General features: G+C 28.6%; 18 protein-coding genes. 8 read left to right on the top strand and 10 right to left on the bottom strand.

Annotation, left to right across the window (positions count from 1 at the left end; translation table 11 throughout):
• The first annotated feature begins 5 nt into the window (after positions 1-5).
• Positions 6-1,121, top strand: a complete 1,116-nt coding sequence (locus ACJJVK_RS15545; protein WP_405567646.1) for an efflux RND transporter periplasmic adaptor subunit — start codon at positions 6-8, stop codon at positions 1,119-1,121.
• Positions 1,122-1,212: 91 nt separating this feature from the next.
• Here the strand turns inward: ACJJVK_RS15545 and ACJJVK_RS15540 are convergent, their stop codons facing one another.
• The gene (locus ACJJVK_RS15540) at positions 1,213-2,028 is read right to left on the bottom strand and encodes a DUF1853 family protein (RefSeq protein ID WP_405567643.1); all 816 of its coding nucleotides are present in this window, start codon (positions 2,026-2,028) and stop codon (positions 1,213-1,215) included.
• 56 nt (positions 2,029-2,084) lie between these two features.
• Between ACJJVK_RS15540 and ACJJVK_RS15535 the strand changes: the two genes are divergently transcribed.
• The gene (locus ACJJVK_RS15535; protein WP_405567640.1) at positions 2,085-2,759 is read left to right on the top strand and encodes a DUF2461 domain-containing protein; all 675 of its coding nucleotides are present in this window, start codon (positions 2,085-2,087) and stop codon (positions 2,757-2,759) included.
• A gap of 58 nt (positions 2,760-2,817) precedes the next feature.
• On the opposite strand, the gene ACJJVK_RS15530 is transcribed toward ACJJVK_RS15535, so the two are convergent.
• Entirely contained in the window at positions 2,818-4,161 is a 1,344-nt protein-coding gene (locus tag ACJJVK_RS15530; RefSeq protein WP_405567637.1) for an MATE family efflux transporter, read from the bottom strand.
• A 93-nt stretch (positions 4,162-4,254) separates the two neighbouring features.
• Here ACJJVK_RS15530 and ACJJVK_RS15525 point away from each other — a divergent pair, with 93 nt between their 5' ends.
• From ACJJVK_RS15525 to ACJJVK_RS15515, 3 genes are all read left to right on the top strand, one after another.
• Positions 4,255-4,653, top strand: a complete 399-nt coding sequence (locus tag ACJJVK_RS15525) for an acyl-CoA thioesterase (RefSeq protein WP_405567635.1) — start codon at positions 4,255-4,257, stop codon at positions 4,651-4,653.
• Positions 4,654-4,788: 135 nt separating this feature from the next.
• Positions 4,789-5,910 carry a DEAD/DEAH box helicase gene (locus ACJJVK_RS15520; protein WP_405567632.1) on the top strand — a complete coding sequence of 374 codons (1,122 nt, stop codon included), beginning with the start codon at positions 4,789-4,791 and terminating at the stop codon, positions 5,908-5,910.
• A complete protein-coding gene (locus tag ACJJVK_RS15515) occupies positions 5,911-6,531 on the top strand; it encodes a trimeric intracellular cation channel family protein (protein WP_215994799.1) in 621 nt (206 codons plus the stop codon).
• A 52-nt stretch (positions 6,532-6,583) separates the two neighbouring features.
• Here ACJJVK_RS15515 and ACJJVK_RS15510 read toward each other — a convergent pair whose 3' ends face one another.
• Positions 6,584-9,838: a S41 family peptidase gene (locus ACJJVK_RS15510; RefSeq protein ID WP_405567629.1), complete on the bottom strand. Its 3,255-nt coding sequence runs from the start codon at positions 9,836-9,838 to the stop codon at positions 6,584-6,586.
• Positions 9,839-9,911: 73 nt separating this feature from the next.
• Here ACJJVK_RS15510 and ACJJVK_RS15505 point away from each other — a divergent pair, with 73 nt between their 5' ends.
• Positions 9,912-10,376, top strand: coding sequence for a MaoC family dehydratase (locus ACJJVK_RS15505; protein ID WP_405567627.1), 465 nt, complete (start codon positions 9,912-9,914; stop codon positions 10,374-10,376).
• 16 nt (positions 10,377-10,392) lie between these two features.
• On the opposite strand, the gene ACJJVK_RS15500 is transcribed toward ACJJVK_RS15505, so the two are convergent.
• On the bottom strand, positions 10,393-10,824 hold the full coding sequence (locus ACJJVK_RS15500; protein WP_215994796.1) for a hypothetical protein: 432 nt from the start codon (positions 10,822-10,824) through the stop codon (positions 10,393-10,395).
• A gap of 119 nt (positions 10,825-10,943) precedes the next feature.
• Between ACJJVK_RS15500 and ACJJVK_RS15495 the strand changes: the two genes are divergently transcribed.
• Positions 10,944-11,387, top strand: coding sequence for a hypothetical protein (locus tag ACJJVK_RS15495; protein WP_405567625.1), 444 nt, complete (start codon positions 10,944-10,946; stop codon positions 11,385-11,387).
• A gap of 1 nt (position 11,388) precedes the next feature.
• Positions 11,389-11,589: a helix-turn-helix transcriptional regulator gene (locus tag ACJJVK_RS15490; protein WP_405567624.1), complete on the top strand. Its 201-nt coding sequence runs from the start codon at positions 11,389-11,391 to the stop codon at positions 11,587-11,589.
• An 18-nt stretch (positions 11,590-11,607) separates the two neighbouring features.
• On the opposite strand, the gene ACJJVK_RS15485 is transcribed toward ACJJVK_RS15490, so the two are convergent.
• The 6 genes from ACJJVK_RS15485 to ACJJVK_RS15460 form a co-directional block, all read right to left on the bottom strand.
• Positions 11,608-13,794 (bottom strand): T9SS type A sorting domain-containing protein, encoded by a 2,187-nt coding sequence (locus tag ACJJVK_RS15485; protein WP_405567621.1) that lies wholly within the window; start codon positions 13,792-13,794, stop codon positions 11,608-11,610.
• A gap of 96 nt (positions 13,795-13,890) precedes the next feature.
• Complete coding sequence (locus ACJJVK_RS15480; RefSeq protein WP_405567619.1) at positions 13,891-15,291, bottom strand: TolC family protein; 1,401 nt, start codon at positions 15,289-15,291, stop codon at positions 13,891-13,893.
• 28 nt (positions 15,292-15,319) lie between these two features.
• Positions 15,320-16,684: an HlyD family secretion protein gene (locus ACJJVK_RS15475; protein ID WP_405567616.1), complete on the bottom strand. Its 1,365-nt coding sequence runs from the start codon at positions 16,682-16,684 to the stop codon at positions 15,320-15,322.
• Positions 16,685-16,693: 9 nt separating this feature from the next.
• Positions 16,694-18,358 carry a peptidase domain-containing ABC transporter gene (locus tag ACJJVK_RS15470; RefSeq protein WP_215994791.1) on the bottom strand — a complete coding sequence of 555 codons (1,665 nt, stop codon included), beginning with the start codon at positions 18,356-18,358 and terminating at the stop codon, positions 16,694-16,696.
• Between the two features lie 4 nt (positions 18,359-18,362).
• Positions 18,363-19,034 (bottom strand): TetR/AcrR family transcriptional regulator, encoded by a 672-nt coding sequence (locus ACJJVK_RS15465; protein ID WP_215994790.1) that lies wholly within the window; start codon positions 19,032-19,034, stop codon positions 18,363-18,365.
• 154 nt (positions 19,035-19,188) lie between these two features.
• Positions 19,189-20,217, bottom strand: coding sequence for a hypothetical protein (locus ACJJVK_RS15460; RefSeq protein ID WP_405567611.1), 1,029 nt, complete (start codon positions 20,215-20,217; stop codon positions 19,189-19,191).
• Positions 20,218-20,395: the final 178 nt, after the last annotated feature.

The following is a 20,395-nucleotide window of genomic DNA, read 5'->3' as shown; positions in this document are numbered from 1 at the left end:
ACATCATGAGTAAAAGAGCAAAAATTATTTTAATTATCATAGCAATAGGTTTTATTGCAGCGTTAATTTGGTTCGGAAAAAAGAACAAAACCAGTATTGTAGAATACGAAACAGAAACGCCTTTTAAAACTACAATTGTTAAAAAAACGGTAGCTACTGGTAAAGTAACTCCTTTAGAAGAAATTGAAATTAAACCACAAATTACAGGTATTATCGATAAAATAATGCTTTTAGAAGGTTCTAAAGTAAAGAAAGGTGATTTAATTGCAACTGTAAGAGTTGTACCTAATGAGCAATCTTTAATTAGTGCAAAAGGTAGAGTAGATAATATTAGAATTAGCTTGAGTAATGCAGAAATTTCTTACAAAAGAAATAAAAATTTATTCGATAAAGGTGTAATTTCTAGACAAGAATTCGAAAATGTAGAATTAACTTATAATCAAGCAAAGCAAGATTTAAAAAATGCTCAAAACGATTATATGATTATCAAGAAAGGTTCTGCAGGTTCTGGTGGTTCTGCAAACACAAATATTATGGCTCAAATGTCTGGAACAATTTTAGAAATTCCGGTTAAAGAAGGAGACCAAGTAATACAATCTAACAACTTTAATGCAGGTACAACTATTGCATCTATTGCAGATATGAGTAAAATGATTTTTGAGGGTAAAGTAGATGAATCTGAAGTTGGTAAATTAGTAAGTGGTTCTGATATTGAAGTTTCTATTGGTGCTATAGAAGGTAAAATGTTTCCTGCAAAATTAAACTTTATAGCGCCTAAAGGTACAGAAGAATCTGGTGCAGTTCAGTTTAAAATTAAAGCGGATGTTTCTTTAGATGATAACTATTTTATTAGAGCTGGTTATAGTGCAAATGCAGACATTGTTTTAGAGAAAAAAGACAGTGTTTTATCTATTAAAGAAGCATTATTAAAGTTCGATAAGAAAACTGAAGAGCCTTATGTAGAAGTAAAAACTGGTGAAGGTACTTTTGAAAAAAGAACTTTAAAACTAGGAACCTCTGATGGTGTAAACGTAGAAATTTTAGACGGAGTTTCTGAAACTGACGAAATTAAAATTTGGAACAAAGTTTCTAAAGATGACAACAATGAAGGAAATAACTAATTAAGTTATAACTTTAATAAGGATAAAAAAAGGAACTCATTTTTTGAGTTCCTTTTTTTTTATGAAATAAATTTTATTGCTGATGTTAAAATCAGTTCCACCAAACCAGAAAAAATTTAAAAATTTCTCCATTTTCTTTTTTAATCCAACAAAGAGGAGAGAAATTTCTGACTAAATATTCTGCAGATTCTTCTTTAAAATCAGTAAAATTTAACCATTTTACATTTTGATGAGGATTTACCAACCAATCTTTTTTACTTGGGATAAAAAACTTACAATCATTAAATGCTTTTAGTTCTTTTTGGTTGATGTAAAAACCACCAATACAATCAGTATTTAAAGTTTTTAATTGTATATTTTTATACGAGTAAGGCACAAACAATTGTGCTTTAAAATACACTTGTTGAGTTATTTTTTCTGATGATAATTTGATACTCTCTAAATAACTTTTACATTCATTAGAGTAGAGTAGTGGCAATTGTTTTTCTTTCAGTTTAATTAGTTTTTCAACCAAAGTATCTTTTCTGTTTGGGCCAATAAAATGTTCAATTTCAGTAGTTCCAACAGAGTCATCAAACAAATAAAACTTATAAATAATTTCTAAATGAATTGGTTTTTCATCTTTTTTGATGATACAATCCAATTCACCTAAAGTTATTTTGTTTTGCTGAATTTGAATGTTCTCACAAAGTATATTAATATCTTTTTCTTGTTCTAATTGATACGAAACAAAACGTTCTATATATTTACCTAATCTTAGTTTTTCATCAATATTAATATCAATTTTTACTGATTTGGGTTCAATTTTAAATTGATGCAATTCTAATACAACATTACTTTTCCACAAACTAGCAGTTTGTAAAAAACCATCATACCTTTTTTGAATGTCTTTTGTTTTTTGATGCATTTCAAAATCGAAGTTACAAATCTATTTTGTAACTTGAGTTTTTAAATTTAATTAGAATGCAACTAGAAAAATCTACTTTTCAATTTTTAAAAGATTTACATATAAACAATAATAGAGATTGGTTTGCAGAGCATAAACCAAAATATACAGAAGCACAACAAAATGCTAAGTCAGTTTTTTTGGCTATAAATGATAGATTATCTGAACATGATGAAATTGAAAAATCGAAGATGATGAGAATTTACAGAGATGTTCGCTTTTCTGATGATAAAACACCTTATAAAGCACATTTTGCAAATTCATATTCAAGATTAGGCAAAGAATTAAGAGGAGGTTATTTTTTAAGAATAAGACCAGGAGAATCTTTTTTAGCTGGCGGATTTTGGGAACCCAACAAAGACGATTTATTTAGAATTAGAAAAGAAATAGAACAAGATGCATCAGAAATTAAAGAGATTTTGGAAGATGCAACTTATCAAAAACATTTTGGAAATAAATTTGATAGTTTTAGCGAATTAAAAACAGCACCAAGAGGTTTTGATAAAGCACATCCAGATATAGATTTATTGCGTAAAAAAGGTTTTATTGCCACTAAAAACTTTACAGATGCAGAAGTTTTATCCGAAGATTTTATAGATCAAGTAGATGAAAGTTTTAAAGCTTTGCGTCCTTTTTTTAATTTATTTAGCGATATTTTAACTACCAATTTAAATGGAGAGTCTTTGATTTAGTTAACGGATACAAAACAAATTTCACCAAGTTTTTACCTAAAAGTATTCTATTTTATAATTAAGCAGAAATCAAATTTTTATCAACCTCTCTTTTTAAAACCAAAACCGTTACTAAAGTAGATAAAATATCAGCAATAGGAAAAGACCACCAAACCCCAGCAACCCCATAATATTTTGGTAAAATATACGCTAAAGGAATTAAGAAAATTCCTTGTTTTAAAAGCGTTAAAAATAAAGCTGGCATCGCTTTTCCTGCTGCCTGAAAATAGGCAGAACCAATTAATTGCATGGTTATAATTGGAGTTGCAATAAATACAATAAGCATTGCATTTGGTGTTTCTTGTAAAAGTGTAATATCATTTGTGAAAATTTGAATTACTTGCTCTTTAAATAGAATAATTGCTAGAAAAATGATAGTACCTAATATCGATCCAAAATAAATGGATTTTTTAATGGTTTCTTTAACTCGATCATTCTTTTTAGCACCAATATTAAAACCTGCAACTGGTAAAAAACCTTGAGAAACTCCCATAACTGGCGATAATGAAAACATCATTACACGATTTATAATTCCGAAAATTGAGATTGAAATTTCTCCACCATACGTAAAAAGAGAGTAATTTAAAACAATCATTAACACACTAATGGCTCCTTGTCTTACCACAGAAACTCCACCCAATTCTACAATTTCTCGAACAATTTTACCATTTAAAGCAAAATTTTTCGGTATAATTTTTAGTTCACTTTTGCTTGATAAAAAGAAATATAAAATATACAAACCAATACTTGCAAAAGAAATAGAAGTGGCTAAACCAGCACCAGTCATTCCCCAATCAAAAAACTTGATAAAAACAACATCTAAAACAATGTTTAAAATTGCTGGAATTATCATTGCATACATTGCAAATTTAGGTTTTCCTTCTGCTCTAATTACAGGATTTCCCATCATTGCAAATGCCAAAAATGGCACTCCAAAAATTACCATTGCAAAATATTCTGATGCAATTGGTAAAATATCTCCTTTTGCACCAAATAAATTTAAAATAGGTACACTAAAAAAGTTACCTAAAAGTACAAAGACAATAGCTAAAATAAGTGTTAAACAAATCTGATTACCAAAAGTTAAAAAAGCTTTTTCAGAGTTTTCTGCTCCTAAAGCTCTAGAAATAATTGAGCTTCCTCCAATTCCAATTCCCATACCTATAGAAGAAATTAAAAAGGCAATTGGTAAAACTACAGTTATGGCTGCAATTGCTAAAACACCTACCCATTGCCCAACAAAAATAGTATCAACAATCATATTTAAAGACATTACAAGAATCCCTATTGTTGCAGGAACTGCTTGTTTTATCAATAAACTATTTATTTTTTCTGTACCTAATTCGTTTGCTAATTTTGCCATAAGAATTTACAAAGATCATCAATAATTAAAGGTTAAGGCGAATTCTAAGTTTTATTATTGTTAAAGATATATTAAAATATATATGTTTGTATAATGAATAAAAAGGAAAATATATTTACATTAAATATTACTGTTTCTGTAGAAGACATAGACAATCTAGAACATGTAAATAACTTAGTTTATGTAAAATGGATGGATAAAATTGCTACAACTCATTGGTCTTTTTTAACTAAAGAGAATCCTTTGCCACAATATGTTTGGGTTGTAATGAGGCACGAAATTGATTACTTAAAACAAGCTGGTTTAGGTGATGAAATTACTGTTAAAACTTGGGTAGGTGAAACCAGAGGAATAACATCTGTGCGTTTAATGGAGTTTTATAAAGAAGATGTATTATTAGTAAAAGCAAAAACAACATGGGTAATGTTAAATTCAAAAACTTTTAAGCCAGCAAGAATTAGAGAAGATGTTTTAAAAGTATTACAGAATTAAATTATTATAATTTAAAAATTCCTACAATAAAACCTTTCTAAAACTAAAATTCATTTTGACTATTTTTTTGAGCAATTTATGTAATTTGTGTCATTACACATTAATAAAAGTATCTTTGCACAAAATTAAGAAACAATGTCAACATTTTCTGCACTCGGAATTCGTAAAGATTATATAAAATCAATAAAAGAAATAGGGATTTCTAAGCCAACTGAAATCCAAGAAAAAACAATACCAATTTTATTAAAATCAACTACAGATTTTATTGGTTTAGCTCAAACAGGAACAGGGAAAACTGCGGCTTTTGGTTTGCCAGTTTTACATCAAATTGATGCTAGTTCAGAGCATATTCAAGCCTTAATTTTATCGCCTACAAGAGAATTAGTACAGCAGATAAAAAAACAATTATTCAAGTTTACAAAATACGTTGATGAACGTATCTTTTTAGAAGCCGTTTTTGGTGGCGAAAAGATTGACAGACAAATGAATAATTTAAAAAGAACAACGCATATTGTAGTTGCAACTCCTGGTAGATTAATAGATTTGATTGAAAGAGGAGCAATAGACATTAGCCACGTAAAAACAGTGATTTTAGACGAAGCTGATGAAATGTTAAGTATGGGTTTTAAGCAAGATTTAAATAGAATCTTAAAATTTACAACAAAGTTAGATAGAAAAACTTGGTTATTTTCTGCTACTATGCCAGAAGAAATTAAGAAGATTATTAAAACTTATATGGATGGAAATGCACCAAGAGTAGAGATAAACCCTAAATCTTTGGTAAATGAAAACATTAGACATCATTTTGTAAAAACTACCATTAAAGAAAAAACAGATTTAATAATTACTTTTCTAGAAAAAAGAGAGGCTCAAAGAGGTATTATTTTTTGTAGAACTAAAGCTGGTGCTCAAAATTTAGCCAAACAATTAATAGAAGAAGGTTTTTCTGCAGCAGCACTAGAAGGAGATATGCAACAAAAAGAACGTGATAAAGTAATGCGTGCTTTTAAAAATGAAAGTTTACAGTATTTAATTTCTACGGATGTTTCTGCACGTGGAATTGATGTAAAAGAGTTAGAGTTTGTAATTCATCATCAATTACCAGAGCAAACAGATTATTATACACATAGATCTGGAAGAACTGCAAGAGCAGGAAAAACTGGTGTTTCTTTAGCTTTAGTTTTGCCTTATGAATTAGAAAGAGTGCAACAACTTCAGAAAGAATTAAACATAAAGTTTACTGAAGTTACTGTGTAAATGGAACTAATTTATGTTTTAGACATATTAGGAACTTTTGCATTTGCAATTAGTGGAGCTTTGGTAGCTTCTAATAAAAAGTTCGATTTATTTGGTGTAATTATTATTGCCTTTGTAACTGCTGTTGGTGGTGGTATGTTGCGTGATGTTTTAATTGATGCACATCCTATAAATTGGATTGGCGATTTAAATTATTTATGGACAATTTTAACTGCTGTTGTTTTAACTTTTCTATTTAAAAGAAAAATTGCATTTTTAAGTAAAACTCTTTTTTTGTTTGATACTATTGGTTTAAGCGTTTTTACTTTATTGGGTTTACAAAAAGGGTTAAGTTTTAATTTACATCCAATTATAGCCATAATTATGGGGATGATTTCTGCCGTTTTTGGTGGCGTTTTAAGAGATGTTTTAACAAACAAAGTTCCGTTAATTTTTGAAAAAGAAATTTATGCTTCTGCCTGTTTAATTGGTGGAGTTTTTTATTTAAGCCTTTCTTACTTTGAACTTTCTGAAAATATTGTTTTTATCATTTCAGCTTCTATAATCGTAATTATTAGATTAATTGCGGTAAAATTTCATTTAGAATTGCCCAAAATTAAAGATGATTTATTTGTAAAATAATAAAAAATCGAAACTGTAAAGTTTCGCTTTTTTTTTATGTAAATCTATAAATTTATTTCACATCTTTTAAGAGCTCTTGAATAGAACGAATCAGCTGTTCATCAATTCCATTATCAACTTTACCAGGCATATTTTTAACTTTAATTGTGGGTTCAGTTTGGTTGTTTTCCATCCATTCACCAGCTTTATTTTTAGCACTTACAGGTACAACACCCCAATAACCACCATTTTGTAAACCTTCCCAACCTGCAAAACTACAAGTTCCTGGAACTGGCATACCAACTGTCTTTCCTATTTTTAAATCAGTATATCCAGAAGCATAACAATGCCCATCAGAATACATACTTTCGTTAAAAATAGATAGTGTTGGTTTTGTCCATCTAGAAGTAGGTTCACCACCCACAACTTTAGCTTCTGTTGCATAAGTAATAAAAGGAACACCAGTAAAAAACATTGCTAAATCTGCAACTAAATCTCCACCACCATTAAAACGAGTATCTATAATTACTCCTTTTTTATCAGCATATTTACCCATCATATCTTGATAAATACTTCTATAAGGGCCATCACTCATACCAGGAATATGAACATAGCCTAATTGACCTTTGCTTTCTTTTTCTACTTCTTTTTCATTGATTTTTACCCATCTATTGTACAATAACCTACTTTCTGCACCTAAAGAAATTGGCTTAACAGTAATCGTTTGAGTTTTCTTTGTCTTTGGATCTAAAACTTCTAATAACATAAATTTTCCTGATTTTCTATTCAGGTATTTTGCTAAATCTTCGTTATCTGCAATTGTTATTCCGTTTATTTTTTTGATGATATTTCCTTTTTCAATCTTAAGTTTGGCTTTGTCTAAAGGTCCTCCAGAGATTATTTCATCAATTAAAATTCCACCTTCTTTAAAATCGTAATCCATAAAAATACCTAAAGATGCTGTTGCATCTGGGTTAGAAACGTTGCTACCACTATAACCTGCCCCTGCATGAGAAACGTTTAATTCTCCTAACATTTCTGATAACATTTCAGAAAATTCGTAACCATTAGAAATATGTGGTAAATATTTTTGATATTCTTCTTTCATTTTACCCCAATTAATTCCGTGAAAATCTGGGTGATAAAAAATAGCATTTGTACGAATCCAGACATGATCGAACATAGCTTTTCTTTCTGCATATTCATCTAATAAAATTTCACCTTTTATAGAAACACCTTCTCGTTTTTTACTTGCAGGATTTAATTTTGTTATTCTTCCACTACTTAGTAAATAAAGGTTTTTCATTTCTTTATCCCATTGTAAACTTCCAGAACGTGTGTTTAGAGGCATTAACATTTTTGTTTCTTTGGTTCTTAAATTAGTGCTCCAAAGATTTGATTTACCTTCAAAACTTGCTAAATAATATAAAAAATCACCTTTTTTAGACAACACAGCATCACCTAAACTAGAAGAGTGAATGGTTAATCTTTTGGTTCTATCTTTCATATTTGCCCAATCAAACTCAAGTGTTTTTGTTTTGTCTTCTTTTTTATCGTCTTTTGATTTGCTATCTTTTTTCTTCGATTTTTTGTCGTCTTTTTTATCTTTCTTTTCTTCTTCTTTTTTCTTTTTCTCTACTTCTTTAATGGCTTGCATTAATTTGTAATCCTCATCACTTAAATTAAATTCATCCCAAGCATCTTGTGTAAAAAACATACTATATACGTCAGATTGAGAACGACCACTAGTTGCATAAGATTTTAATCCGTTTCTATTGCTAAACCACAACATTTGTTTTCCTCCATTTACCCACTTAGGATAATAATCATAATACCCACTTTCGTTTAAATTGATTCTTTTAGAGCCATCAGCTGCCATTAAAAGTACTTCACTATTGCTTAAAGTTTTGCTCCAATCTACCAACAACCATTTACTATCTGGACTCCAAGTAAAGTATTTGTCTCCATCTCTCATATGAAATAAGTCTTTTGGAGTTAAAAGTGTAGTTTCTTTTTTAGAAGCAATATCTACTATTTTAAGTGTTCTTCTGCCTTCTATAAAAGCTATTTTTTTTCCATCTGGTGAATATTCTGCCAAGTAATTATCTAGCTTGTTTTCTATTAAAGAAGATTCTTTTACTAAAGTTGCAGCGTAGAAAAAAGGCTCTTCTTTTCTGATTTTTTCAGATTTAAAAACACTCCATTTTCCATTTCTTTCGCTACTGTAAATTACTGATGTTCCTTTTGGTCCCCATGAAACAAAACGTTCGTTTTCGGGAGTATTTGTTAATCTTTTAGTAAAAGATTTGTCTACAGAAGTTACAAAAACTTCACCTCTGGCAATAAAAGCAATTTCTTTACCATTTGGCGAAACTGACATTTCTTGAATTCCGCCATTTACAGAAACAAACTTATCTGTATTTTCTTTATCTTGAGTAATAATTTTTACGTCTACTTTTTCTGGTGATGTACCTTCTTTCATAGTATACAACTCTCCATCATAACCAAAAGAAATTACTCCATTTGCTACACTTAAAAAACGAACAGGATGTAAACTAAAGTTGGTTAGTTTTTCATCAGATTTAGATGCTAAATTCATTTTATGAATATTAAAAGAACCACTTCTTTCACTTAAATAATACATGCTTTTTTCATCAGTAGTAAAAAATGGATGTCTGTCTTCTGCATTGTTAGAAGTTATCATTTTATGACTGTCTGTTTTTGCATCATACAACCAAATGTCTCTAGTTATAGAAGATGTATGATGTTTTCTCCATTCATTTTCGCCTCCTTTTTTATCATGATATAACATTGTTTTTCCATCTTTAGAATACTGTATATATTCTGCAGGAATTGTAAATATTTGAGACACTCTTCCAGAATTTACAGGAACACTATACAATTCAGATTGTGAACGATGTGGATATTGTCTATGATTTACATCATCTTGTCTTAAAGCTCCAAAAACTACATTTTTGTCATCCGAAGAAAAAGAAAACGGAATTTCATCATTAGAATGGAAAGTTAATCTTGTTGCAGCTCCACCATCAGCATTCATTACATAAATATCAAAATTACCATATCTATTGGATGCAAAAGCGATTTTAGAACCGTCCTTGCTCCAAATTGCCTTGTAATCGTGCGCATTATGATAAGTAAGTTGTTTTGCAGTTCCTCCATTAGCATTCACTTTATACAAATCGCCTTTATATGTAAAAGCTATTTGTGTTCCATCAGGAGAAATTGAGGAATGTCTCATCCATTTTGGATTGTCTTGGCCGTAAATTGAAATTGATAAAAATGTAAGAAAAAGTAGGATTGGTCTCATAGTTGAAAAAATTTGTCTAATTTAATCAATTGAAATAGCATTATAATGATAAAAAAGTTAAAAAAAAACTAATATGAAGCCATTAGAATTTACAAATTTTAAGAATTTTAAAATGATGATAGGTAAGGAGTTGCCTGTTGGAAATTGGTATACAATTTCTCAAACCATGATTAATGATTTTGCAAATGCAACTTTAGATAAACAATGGATTCATATTGATGAAAAAAGGGCAGAGAAAGAGAGCCCTTTTAAAAGTACTGTAGCTCATGGTTTTATGTCTGTAGCTATGATTTCTAGAATGTTAGAAGAAACTTTTGTAATTAAATCTGTAAAAATGGGCTTAAATTATGGTTTAAATAAAGTCCGTTTTCCAAATCCTGTAATTGTAAATAGTCAGTTAAGAATGCATTCTTCAATTAAAGATATAGAAGATTTAAAAAACAACGGAATTAAAATAACTTTTTCTTGTACTATAGAAATAAAAAACCAACAAAAACCAGCTTGTGTTGCTGAATTTTTGGTGGCTTTATTCGAATAAATAAATTTGTTTGTTGCTATGCTAAAATTCCGGAATTTTCTGCTTTTTTAGCAAAAAATACTAAGTAAAAGCTAATTAAAATAGTTATAATTGGCTGAATTAAACCTGTATTGCCATAAACTTCTAAAGCATTTGTCATAAAAAATGAATAAGCTGTTTGTACTAATACACCTAATAAAGAAATGATTAATACTTTATGTGCTGTTTTTTTGCGTACTAAAAGTAAAATACACCCTAGTAAACCAAACCAAACAGCAATAGCAAAAGCAGCTGTTACCCAAGAAGGAGTATTTTCTATTAATTTTAATTGATCTGCAGGAATTAGCGCTTTCATATCATCAGTCATAAAAGCTTGTCCTAAATACACAAGCACACCCATTGCATTCCAGATAAGTGCTAAAACAGTAATTATCCAGAAAGATTTAGAAGGTTTTGTAGTTGTTGCCATAATTTAAAAGTTTGGTTAGTTGATGTTATAAATGTAATAAAAATATTTGTGTAATTTTAAAATGTAAAGTATATTTGTCATTATAATAAATATATTTGTCAATTTGTAAAATAAATAAGATGTCTAAACAGTCAATTTGTGAAAGAGAACGAAGTCAGTTAGAGAAAATGAACAAGTTTCAATTGGGTTATCAGTATAAAAAAATCGGATTAATAATTGCAATTTCTGCTTTTGTTTTAATGCTTGGTAGAAAGTTTATAGACAATTCAGAATGGATAAGACCAGTATTACAAGCCTTTTTGTTGGTTGGTTTATTGATAATTTCTTTATCAAAAAGTAAAGAAGAAGATGAATTTATAGATAGTTTAAGATCGCAATCTTACAGGTTAGCTTTTCTGTTAGCCATTGTGTATTCTTTGGTGCAACCTTTAATTAATTATGGAGTAGGATTATTGTTCGATGAAAATGAAACCCTAAAAGGATTTAATTATTTTCAGGTATTATTTTTTATGTTGATTGTACAATTGATGTTCTTTTGGCAACTAAAAAGAATGAATCGTTAATATGAAAAATACTTTAAAAGTACAACGTGCCATTTTAGATTTAACTCAAGATGATTTGGCAAAAAAAATTGGTGTTTCTAGACAAACGATTAACTCTATTGAAAAAAACAGGTATGTGCCTTCTACTGTTTTAGCACTAAAATTATCGGCTGTTTTTAAAATTTCTGTAAATGATTTTTTTACTTTGGATGACGATGATTAAAATTACATTGATCTTAGTTTATTTTATAATTTTTTTTGTGAGTAATACTTTATTATTGTTATCACTAATTTTTAAAAAATAAATACCCGATTTTATATTTTTAATTTCTATTTTTTCGTTTGATTTAATGTTTTTTTTATTTAAAATATTTTTACCTAAAATATCAAGAACATCAATATTAAAACTATTACTATAATTGGTTTTTATTGTAATATCATTTACAATAGGATTAGGAAAAATATTAAAGTTATTTGTAATTTTTTCTGAGTTACTGCTTAGAGTTTCATTAAAAAAACCAGAAGCATAATTAAAAGCGTCTATTCCAATTTTATTACCAATAATTCTTCCTTTAATATCATCTATTGGTGGATGAATTCCACCCCAAATTCTAGATAAACTTGTTTGGTCTGATGCGTCTCTGTATGTTGCCCATTGTAAGGTGAAACTTTCTGATGGTCCTTCTTCAAAAACTAAAAATTCATTTTTTGTAACATCAAAAGTACCTATTCCACCAGGGAAAAAAGCATCATTGGTAATGAGAGTTAAAATTTCTGCTGCTGCTCTAGAAAAAGTTGAATGCCCAGAAAGATATCCAGCAAAAGGAGGAGAAACAAAAGAAGGACGTTGATATGGCCACCAATTTGTGCCCAAAATCCAATCTACACCAGCTAAATCTGTTTCAGGGTTTGTAATATAATCTGGACCTTTCCAAGATTTCACTTTTATTTTACCAAGATTTTCATTGCTAAAACCTGCAAGAGCATCACCTGTTTCTATAATTTCTATTAAATCATTAATAAGTGGTAGACCATGTGGATTGTAATTTGGTAAATTTGAGTTTGTGCTTTGCCCTTTAGAAGCCATATATCTTATTGCAGAAATGGGTCTTACATAATCGTAATAACCTTTAATTCCCCAAGTATTTATTGCAGCATCGTGCATTGCACCAGCTAACGTAAAGTAACTTTTTACATCCCATTCTAAAGCAGATAATTCTCTTGAAGAAGAACCAAATGTTTTTTTTGATTCTGGATGATCACTTACATAATTTAAAATAGTAAACCAATGACCAGGAGGTGTTTCTGAATCTGGACCATCTGCCCAAAATTCTGCTAAAACTCTTGTATAATCTCCTTTTTTAACAAAATTATCTTCGTAAGGCAAATTTGTTTTGGGGTTAAGTAAATGGCCTTTTCCTATATCTCCACCATCAGTAAAATTGTAAAAATCTTTGTATTCTGAAAAAGTAGAAGGGAAGCTTGAAAAATCTATATTACCAATAGTATTAGGCGAAATATTTATATAATCTTCAGAAAGCGGATTTAAATGTGCAGACCAAGCAATAACTAATGCAAAATTCCATTTATAAGGATCGTTTATCCCATTTTCATTAGAATTTTGTATATAAACTGGTGCACCAGGATTGTTGTAAACATAAGAATTAAAACCATTATTTAAAATTTCTAGATCTTCACTTTTTAAAGAAAAAGGTGTAACCTCACCCCATTCTGGACTTAAAAATTCTGGAGTAAAACTTTCAAAAAAATTACCAGATTGATCTACAAAAGTGCTAAAAGATAATGGTTGCCACCTGTTAGGATTTATATGTGAATTATCTCTATAAAATTCTAAATCTAAAACATCATTTACAGGACTGTAGTATTTATTTTCATATTCATTTATTTCATTTGAACCATCTTGTAGCCCAAATTCAATCATCTTTTCTGCCATATAATTGCCTAATGCTGCATAAGAACCAGTGCTGTAATCTGTAGAAACAAAGTTTTTATCATAGCCTAGACTATCAAAAAAAACTTCTAATTTTGTTTGTGTTTCAGTATTATTTGGCGAGTTTAAAAATCGATGTAAAAGTAGTCTTAAAACGGCATAGCTTAATACTATTTTAGTAGCATCTTCTTTGTTAGTAGGTGTTGCAATAGGTGTGTAATTTGTTGTAAAACCGCCAAATGTTTTGCCTAAAAAAAAAGGTTCTGCAATATCATCGAAAATAGCCCAAGCATCGTACATTAAAATCGAAGAATGAAATAGATTTCTTGCATGTACTGTTGGTCTTGCAAAATCGTTTCTAATAGCTTCTAGTAGTTGTTCATTCCATTGTTTTGCAATAGATTGTTGCCCAATAATAGTATTTGAAAAAAATAAGGAAGATAAAATAATAAAAAAAGTAAATTTTCTTTTTAGCATTTTGTTTGGGGGATAGTTTTATATAAAAATAAAAGTATAAAATTATCTTTATTACTAATAACAAAAATTAAGAAAATTTATAATTTTAATTAAAATCTATTCAACAAAAGAAATTACTGCTGCTTTAAACAAATTGGCTTTAGATTTAAAGAAAGAATTTTCTAATTCATTAGCTTTTAATTTGGTTTCTATCAATTTAGATTCTCTGTAATTCACTAAGAACAAAGAACTTTCTCCTAAAAAGAATTTACGTTCTTCTGCTTTTAACAAAGTGTCGTAATCTCTTACAATATTGGTAATATATTCACTTTGGATAATGTAAGATTCTAATTCTTGTTGTAAACCATTTATTTTATTTTTGATGGATATTTTAGTGGCTTCATTTTCTAGTTTAGCATCTTGTAATTTGGTTTTTGCAAGTTTTAAATCTCCACGTTCTTTTCTTAAAAAAATAGGTAATTTAAAATTTAGACCAGCTTTGTAATTGTTAATATTTAAAGAATTAGATAGTTCTGGAGTTTCTGTTAAAAAATTATACTGAACATCTAATTTTGGTAATAAGTTGTTTTTTTTTAGTTTTTTATCAATATTTAAACTCTGTATTTTAAATTCTAAAGATTTAATTTTTGGATGATTGTTAATATCAAAATTAGCATTGTTAAAAAGCGCAATATTAAAAGTGGTATCCACTTTATCTAAAGTAGAAACATCAGGAATTATATGGTCTTGTAGTTCAACAGGTGTATTATCATTTATCCAAAGAAAATTAGACAATTCTAATGATGCTTTCACTAATTTAATACGTGCTTTTTCTAAATTTAGTTTTCTATTGTTTAAATTAATGCCAGCTTCTAAAGTATCTATAGCAGGTTTTTCACCTTCTTGAAAAGCTCTTTTTGTAGTCTTAAAACGGATGTTTGCATTTTCTAAAAAATCATCATAAACCAATTTATCATTATAGTTTTTTAACCAGTTAAAATAGGAGAGAGCTGCATTGTATAAAATTTCATTTACCAATATTTGTTGCTCTTCTTTTGCTTGATTTATATAGAATTTTGCTTGTTTTAAAGCTGCCATTCTTTTATTAATTAGCAAACCGTTTAATAAAGAAGCAGAAACACCAACAGCATATAAACCATCTGTAGGCACTGTATATTCTGGATTTAGGTATTCGCCTTCATTATCTTCAAAGTTAGCTTTAAACTCTAATCCATAATAAGTTGGTATTTTAAAAGCGCCATTTAATTTATTATAATATTCTTTTTCTTTAAATTTCTTTTGATTAAAATCAATCTCAATTTTAGGATCAAAAGCACCTCTTGCTTTCAGTAATTTAGCTTCGCTATTATTAATTACTAAATTTGCTTGTTTTACAATTGGGTGATATTTTTTTACATAGCTTAAATATTCTGATAAGCTCATCACAGACGTTACTTTTTCTTGTGCAGAAAATGTAGCGAACATCAATAAAAACAGTGTTAAAATGTAATTTTTCATCGATTTAAAATCTAAAAATGAATTGCTGTTATTTTTTCTTTTTGCTGTCCGTTTTTCCTTTGTTATTGGTATCAGGTTGATAATAATTAGGAGGAAAGCTGTTTAATTGTCTCCAAAGTTCAAACCAAATTGGTACATCTTCTAAAAGAGCAATTGTTTTTGCACCAGAACCAACTCTAATTGCACCTGGCCAGTTATGATCTGTTTCGTCTGGTGCTAAAAGCACTCTATATTTTCCATTATCGCTTATAAAATTTTCTATGGCAACTACTTTTGCTCCATAAGTTCCGTAAGAAACATTTGGCCAACCAGAAAATACAATTGCTGGCCAACCATCAAACTGAACACGAACTTCTTCACCAATATGTAAAAGAGGTAAATCTATTGGTCTTACAAAAGTTTCTACAGCTAAATCGTATTTAATTGGCATAATACCCACTAAACCTTCACCTTCTTTAAAGGTACCTCCAATTCCGCCTTTTAAAGCCTTGTTAATAATCGCATCAAAAGGAGCAGTAACATTTAATAAACTATTTCTTGCTTTGTAATTACTATTACTATTTTCTAATTTAGAAACCTGTGCTTTAGCATCATAACCACTAGATTGTGCTGTAAAACGATTGCTTTCTGCTTTCGAAATTTTATCAGCATAGCTTGCTTTTACTCTAGATATTTCAACTTTAGCATTTAAAACATCATTTTTTGTAGCTAATAATTTGTTTTCTTTTCCAACTAATTTCGCTTGAGTTTCTTGTAATTTTAAACGTTTTTCTTCAACATCTTTTACAGCTTTTAAACCTTCGTTTTGTAAGGTTTGAGTTCTGGTAAATTGTCTTTCAGCAATTTTAATATTTGTTTTTGCTGCCTCAAAATCTATACTATCACTTTTTACTTTTAATTTTGATTGTAGTAATTTGTTTTGGGCTTGTTCTAGTTTTAGTTTTCGTTCTTCTTTTAAAGCAATTATTTGTCTGTCTAAAGCTTCTACTTTAAATTGATAAGCATTTACAGAAGAGGTTTTTGCATTAATCTGCTCATTGGTTCTTTCTATTAATTTGTTATCAAAATAATCGCTTTTTACTTCGGATATTCTTAAAATAACGTCACCTTTTTTTACAGTATCTCCTTCTTTTACCAGCCATTGTTCTATTCTTCCAGGAATTTGAGATTGAATAGTTTGTGGTCTTTGATCTGGTGTTAATGTAGTTACCAAACCATTACCAGTAATATTCTGTGTCCAAGGTAAAAAGAGGGTAATAAACCCGAAGATTGCTGCTGCAAGTAAAAATTTATTAAAAGACTTGTAATAATTTTTAGCAAAAATATTTTTACCAGATTTAAACTTTTTTAAATCTACAGTCTTATTTAATTGGTTGTTAGAAATGTTTAACATGACTTTTTCTTAATTTATAGATTTAATTTCTCCTTTTTCTAAAGTAATAACCTGATTACATTTCGTTCTCCAACTCTTTTTACTACTCACCACAATTAGAGACCAAGGTTTTTTTACATTGGTTAAATAATCAATAATTCTTACTGTTTCTTCTAGATTAAATTGATCTAAAGGATCTTCTAAAATCATTATTTTAGGTTGCTTTATAATGGCTCTTGCTAAAATTATTTTTTTAGCAATTGTATAAGACATTTGTTTACCTTCTGGATATAAAATAGTGTCTAAACCACTAGGTTGCTCTTTTAAAAATTGTGCTAAACCTACAACTTCTAAAATTTCAAAGATTTCATTGTCTTTAACTTTGTCATTACCAAAAATTAAGTTTTCTCTAATTGTACCTTCAAAAGGTGTTTCCTCTGAAAGAGATAAACCTAGTTGAGATCTGTAATGGTTTCTATGTAAGCTGCTTAAAGATAAGTTGTTTACATAAATGTTACCAGAAGTAGGTTCTATAATTCCAGAAATTAAACGTAGTAAACTAGATTTACCAGCACCACTTTCTCCCATTACTAAAATTCTACTTTCTGGTTTTAAGGTTAATGAAATATTTTTAATGATTGATTTTTCTCTGTCTTCTACATCGTAAAAAACTTCATCTAGCTCTAAGTTTAATCCGTTTTTAAATATTGGTTTTTCACCAATTTGAGACTCTAGCTCTTTGTCTACAACTTGTCCTATTTTTTCGATGGATGTTAACACGTCATAAAAAGATTCTAAACCAATAATTAATTTTTCTACAGAACCAATTACTAAAAGTATAATAATTTCTGCAGCAACAAATTGACCAATATTCATCTCTTGGCTCAATACTAAAGCCCCACCAATTAATAATAAACTTGCAGTAACAATTACTTTAAAACCAATCATTTGACTGAATTGTAAGAGTAAAACTTTAAAATGATTTTCTCTTGCTTCTAAATATTTGTTAACCAGATCATCATTTTTTGTCATGGCTAAATTGGTATTACCAGAAAGTTTAAAACTTACCACAGTTCTAGCTACTTCTTGTATCCAATGTGCTACTTTGTATTTAATTTTAGACTCTAATAAACTGGTTTCTAAACCTCTTTGTGCAGTAAACTTAAAAACTATGAAAATTAAGAATAATAAAAGAATACCAAAAATGATAAAAAAGGGATGATAGAATGACAATAAAATTAATGCAAAAATAATTTGTAGAATTGCAGTTGGTACATCAATTAAAATTTTAGATAAACCTTTTTGAATTGTAATTGTATCGAAAAAACGATTTGCTAATTCTGGTGGATAATAATTGTGCAATTCGTTCATTTTTATTTTCGGAAAACGATAGCTCAATTCAAAAGAAGCTCTTGTAAAAATTCTTTGTTGAATTGTTTCTATAATTCTTAATTGCATTAGCTGTAGAGCTCCAGAAAAAAGTACTCCAATTGTAACTACAACTACCAAAACTACCCATGAAGTAGATACTTGTGCACCTTGTATTAAATTGATAATAGCTTGTATACCAAGAGGTAATGTTAGTGCTACAAATCCGCCAAAAATAGCGTAATAAAATATCTGAAAAATATCCTTTTTTTCTAATCTTAACAATCCAATAAAACGTTGCCAAGGAGTTAGTTGTTTGTTTTCCATTGAATTAGTTTAAAGTTTGATGAATGAGGTTTGTAAAAAATTTTGTTGGTGTTTTTCCTTTTTTAGCATTGGTAATTTTGGGAAAATGTTCGTGTAAAAAATGTTGATGTAAACCACCTTCAATAATGGTACTTGCCAAACTTAAAGGGAATTTATAGTTAGGGTTTACATCAGCAATCATATTTTTTAATCTTAATATTAAACGTTTGTAGACTTCAAAATAGCCTTCTTTATTGTCTTTGTCTACTTTTTTAGTTAAAAAAGATTTAGAACTTTCGTTCACTATTATTTTATATAATATGGTTTCGTTGATATGCGAAAAATTACTGTCTTTTTCAACAGTTTTTGTAACAATATGTATTGCTTTGTTCAATTTTTCTTTTTTATCAGAAATACTAAAAGTTTCTAATACAAGTTGGTATTCTAACCAAGCCCAATACCAAGAAGATAAGTAGAGTAGAAGTTTATGTTTGCTTTCAAAATACCTGTAAATAGAACTTTCGTTCGATTTAATTTTAACACCTAATTTTTTAAAAGTAAAACTTTCAAAACCAATATCATTAATTAAAATAATGCTATTTTCTATAATTCTTTTGCCTAATTCTGAGGTTTCTGGATCTTTTATAAAAATTTTATTGGGTACAGATATTTTTAAAACTGATAATAAATCTTTCATACTTGATAATTAAAAGTGCAAATATAATAGTATTACTATTAAATATGAAATTAATTTATTTTTTAATGATTTTTTAACATTGCTTATTAATCATAAAAAAAGACCTTTTGAAGAAATCAAAAGGTCTTTTATAAATAATTCAAATAAACAAATCTTATTCATTATGCAAGTATACTGCAGATGCAGATGCTAAACTCGCATTATAAACTGGTGTAATGTTACCACCATTACTAATGTTATTGTAAGCTAAAATTCTTCCTCCACCATTACCAGCTTCAGCAATAAATACTGTTTTAGATTCACCATCATAAGCAACATCAACAGGGTTACCTAATAACGTATTTGAACCAGCAATTCTAATTTGTTCAGATGCAGCAAGTGTAGCACCATCTGCTGTACTGCTAAATTTACTAGTAAAGTTTTCTATTACATGAAACCCTCCATCATCTTGACCATTGCTGGCTTCACCAATATCAGTTAAAATCATAGTGTCTGTCATAGCATCATAAGTTAAACCATGTGTTCTAATAATACCTTCAATAGCAATTTGCTTTGTTGCTGATAAAGTAGATGTAGATGAATTACTTAAAAAGTTTGAATAAACAGCTAATTCGTTTGTAGTATCTGCAATTGCATATAAATCATTGCCAATAAATGTAATTCCCCAAAGTTTAATATCTGTTGTTATTGTATTTCTTAAAGTAAAACTATCACCGTTTTTTGCATATACAAATAATCTACCATCAGCAGTAGTTTCATTGCCATCTGCATCAGCATTATCTGCAACTACATAAAAGTTATCATTTACTGCTAATTCTCTTGGGCTAGACATGTCTAAACTACCAGTTACACTTGCGTTTACTGTTGTAGATATTGAAGAAGTTAAAATTGAAATATCTGAATAACCTTCTAAACCAAAAGTTGTTCTATTTGCTTGTACAATTAAATCTTCATCTCCATCATAATATATTCCGTCTGCTTTTGTAGTATTTGTAGTAAGTGTAGATTGTGTTACTGCATTTATAGAACTTACATCGTATATATTTACGTTACCATCTCCATTATTAGATGTAAATAAAATTTTTGTGTCTAGTTCAGTAGTTAATTCATTATTACTTTCTGTACAAGATGTTAACCCGATTGTAATTGCACCTATAAATGCTAAAGTTTTAAATGTTGTCATTGTATTTTAATTTAGATTATACAGTTACTTACGAGAGGTTTTAAACTATGGTTTTTGAAAAATGATTTTTTAACATTTTTTAACATTTATAGCTTAGAATTAATTTAATATTGCTTTCAATTTTGAAAACCTTTTTTTTTATAATACCTTTGTAAAACAGAGAGATTTCTTAAAATTA

Source organism: Polaribacter sp. Asnod6-C07 (assembly GCF_045063625.1).
GTDB classification, from domain to species: domain Bacteria; phylum Bacteroidota; class Bacteroidia; order Flavobacteriales; family Flavobacteriaceae; genus Polaribacter; species Polaribacter vadi_A.
This window is presented reverse-complemented; position numbering and strand designations above follow the sequence as displayed.

Excerpts from the sequence above, each read along its gene's own strand:
- ACJJVK_RS15530 (WP_405567637.1), bottom strand. The coding sequence starts at position 4,161 with ATGGCAAAATTAGCAAACGAATTAGGTACAGAAAAAATAAATAGTTTA.
- ACJJVK_RS15520 (WP_405567632.1), top strand. The coding sequence starts at position 4,789 with ATGTCAACATTTTCTGCACTCGGAATTCGTAAAGATTATATAAAATCA.
- ACJJVK_RS15475 (WP_405567616.1), bottom strand. The coding sequence starts at position 16,684 with ATGTTAAACATTTCTAACAACCAATTAAATAAGACTGTAGATTTAAAA.
- ACJJVK_RS15460 (WP_405567611.1), bottom strand. The coding sequence starts at position 20,217 with ATGACAACATTTAAAACTTTAGCATTTATAGGTGCAATTACAATCGGG.
- ACJJVK_RS15515 (WP_215994799.1), top strand. The coding sequence starts at position 5,911 with ATGGAACTAATTTATGTTTTAGACATATTAGGAACTTTTGCATTTGCA.
- ACJJVK_RS15525 (WP_405567635.1), top strand. The coding sequence starts at position 4,255 with ATGAATAAAAAGGAAAATATATTTACATTAAATATTACTGTTTCTGTA.
- ACJJVK_RS15535 (WP_405567640.1), top strand. The coding sequence starts at position 2,085 with ATGCAACTAGAAAAATCTACTTTTCAATTTTTAAAAGATTTACATATA.
- ACJJVK_RS15545 (WP_405567646.1), top strand. The coding sequence starts at position 6 with ATGAGTAAAAGAGCAAAAATTATTTTAATTATCATAGCAATAGGTTTT.
- ACJJVK_RS15465 (WP_215994790.1), bottom strand. The coding sequence starts at position 19,034 with ATGAAAGATTTATTATCAGTTTTAAAAATATCTGTACCCAATAAAATT.
- ACJJVK_RS15505 (WP_405567627.1), top strand. The coding sequence starts at position 9,912 with ATGAAGCCATTAGAATTTACAAATTTTAAGAATTTTAAAATGATGATA.
- ACJJVK_RS15510 (WP_405567629.1), bottom strand. The coding sequence starts at position 9,838 with ATGAGACCAATCCTACTTTTTCTTACATTTTTATCAATTTCAATTTAC.
- ACJJVK_RS15470 (WP_215994791.1), bottom strand. The coding sequence starts at position 18,358 with ATGGAAAACAAACAACTAACTCCTTGGCAACGTTTTATTGGATTGTTA.
- ACJJVK_RS15495 (WP_405567625.1), top strand. The coding sequence starts at position 10,944 with ATGTCTAAACAGTCAATTTGTGAAAGAGAACGAAGTCAGTTAGAGAAA.
- ACJJVK_RS15480 (WP_405567619.1), bottom strand. The coding sequence starts at position 15,291 with ATGAAAAATTACATTTTAACACTGTTTTTATTGATGTTCGCTACATTT.
- ACJJVK_RS15490 (WP_405567624.1), top strand. The coding sequence starts at position 11,389 with ATGAAAAATACTTTAAAAGTACAACGTGCCATTTTAGATTTAACTCAA.
- ACJJVK_RS15540 (WP_405567643.1), bottom strand. The coding sequence starts at position 2,028 with ATGCATCAAAAAACAAAAGACATTCAAAAAAGGTATGATGGTTTTTTA.
- ACJJVK_RS15485 (WP_405567621.1), bottom strand. The coding sequence starts at position 13,794 with ATGCTAAAAAGAAAATTTACTTTTTTTATTATTTTATCTTCCTTATTT.
- ACJJVK_RS15500 (WP_215994796.1), bottom strand. The coding sequence starts at position 10,824 with ATGGCAACAACTACAAAACCTTCTAAATCTTTCTGGATAATTACTGTT.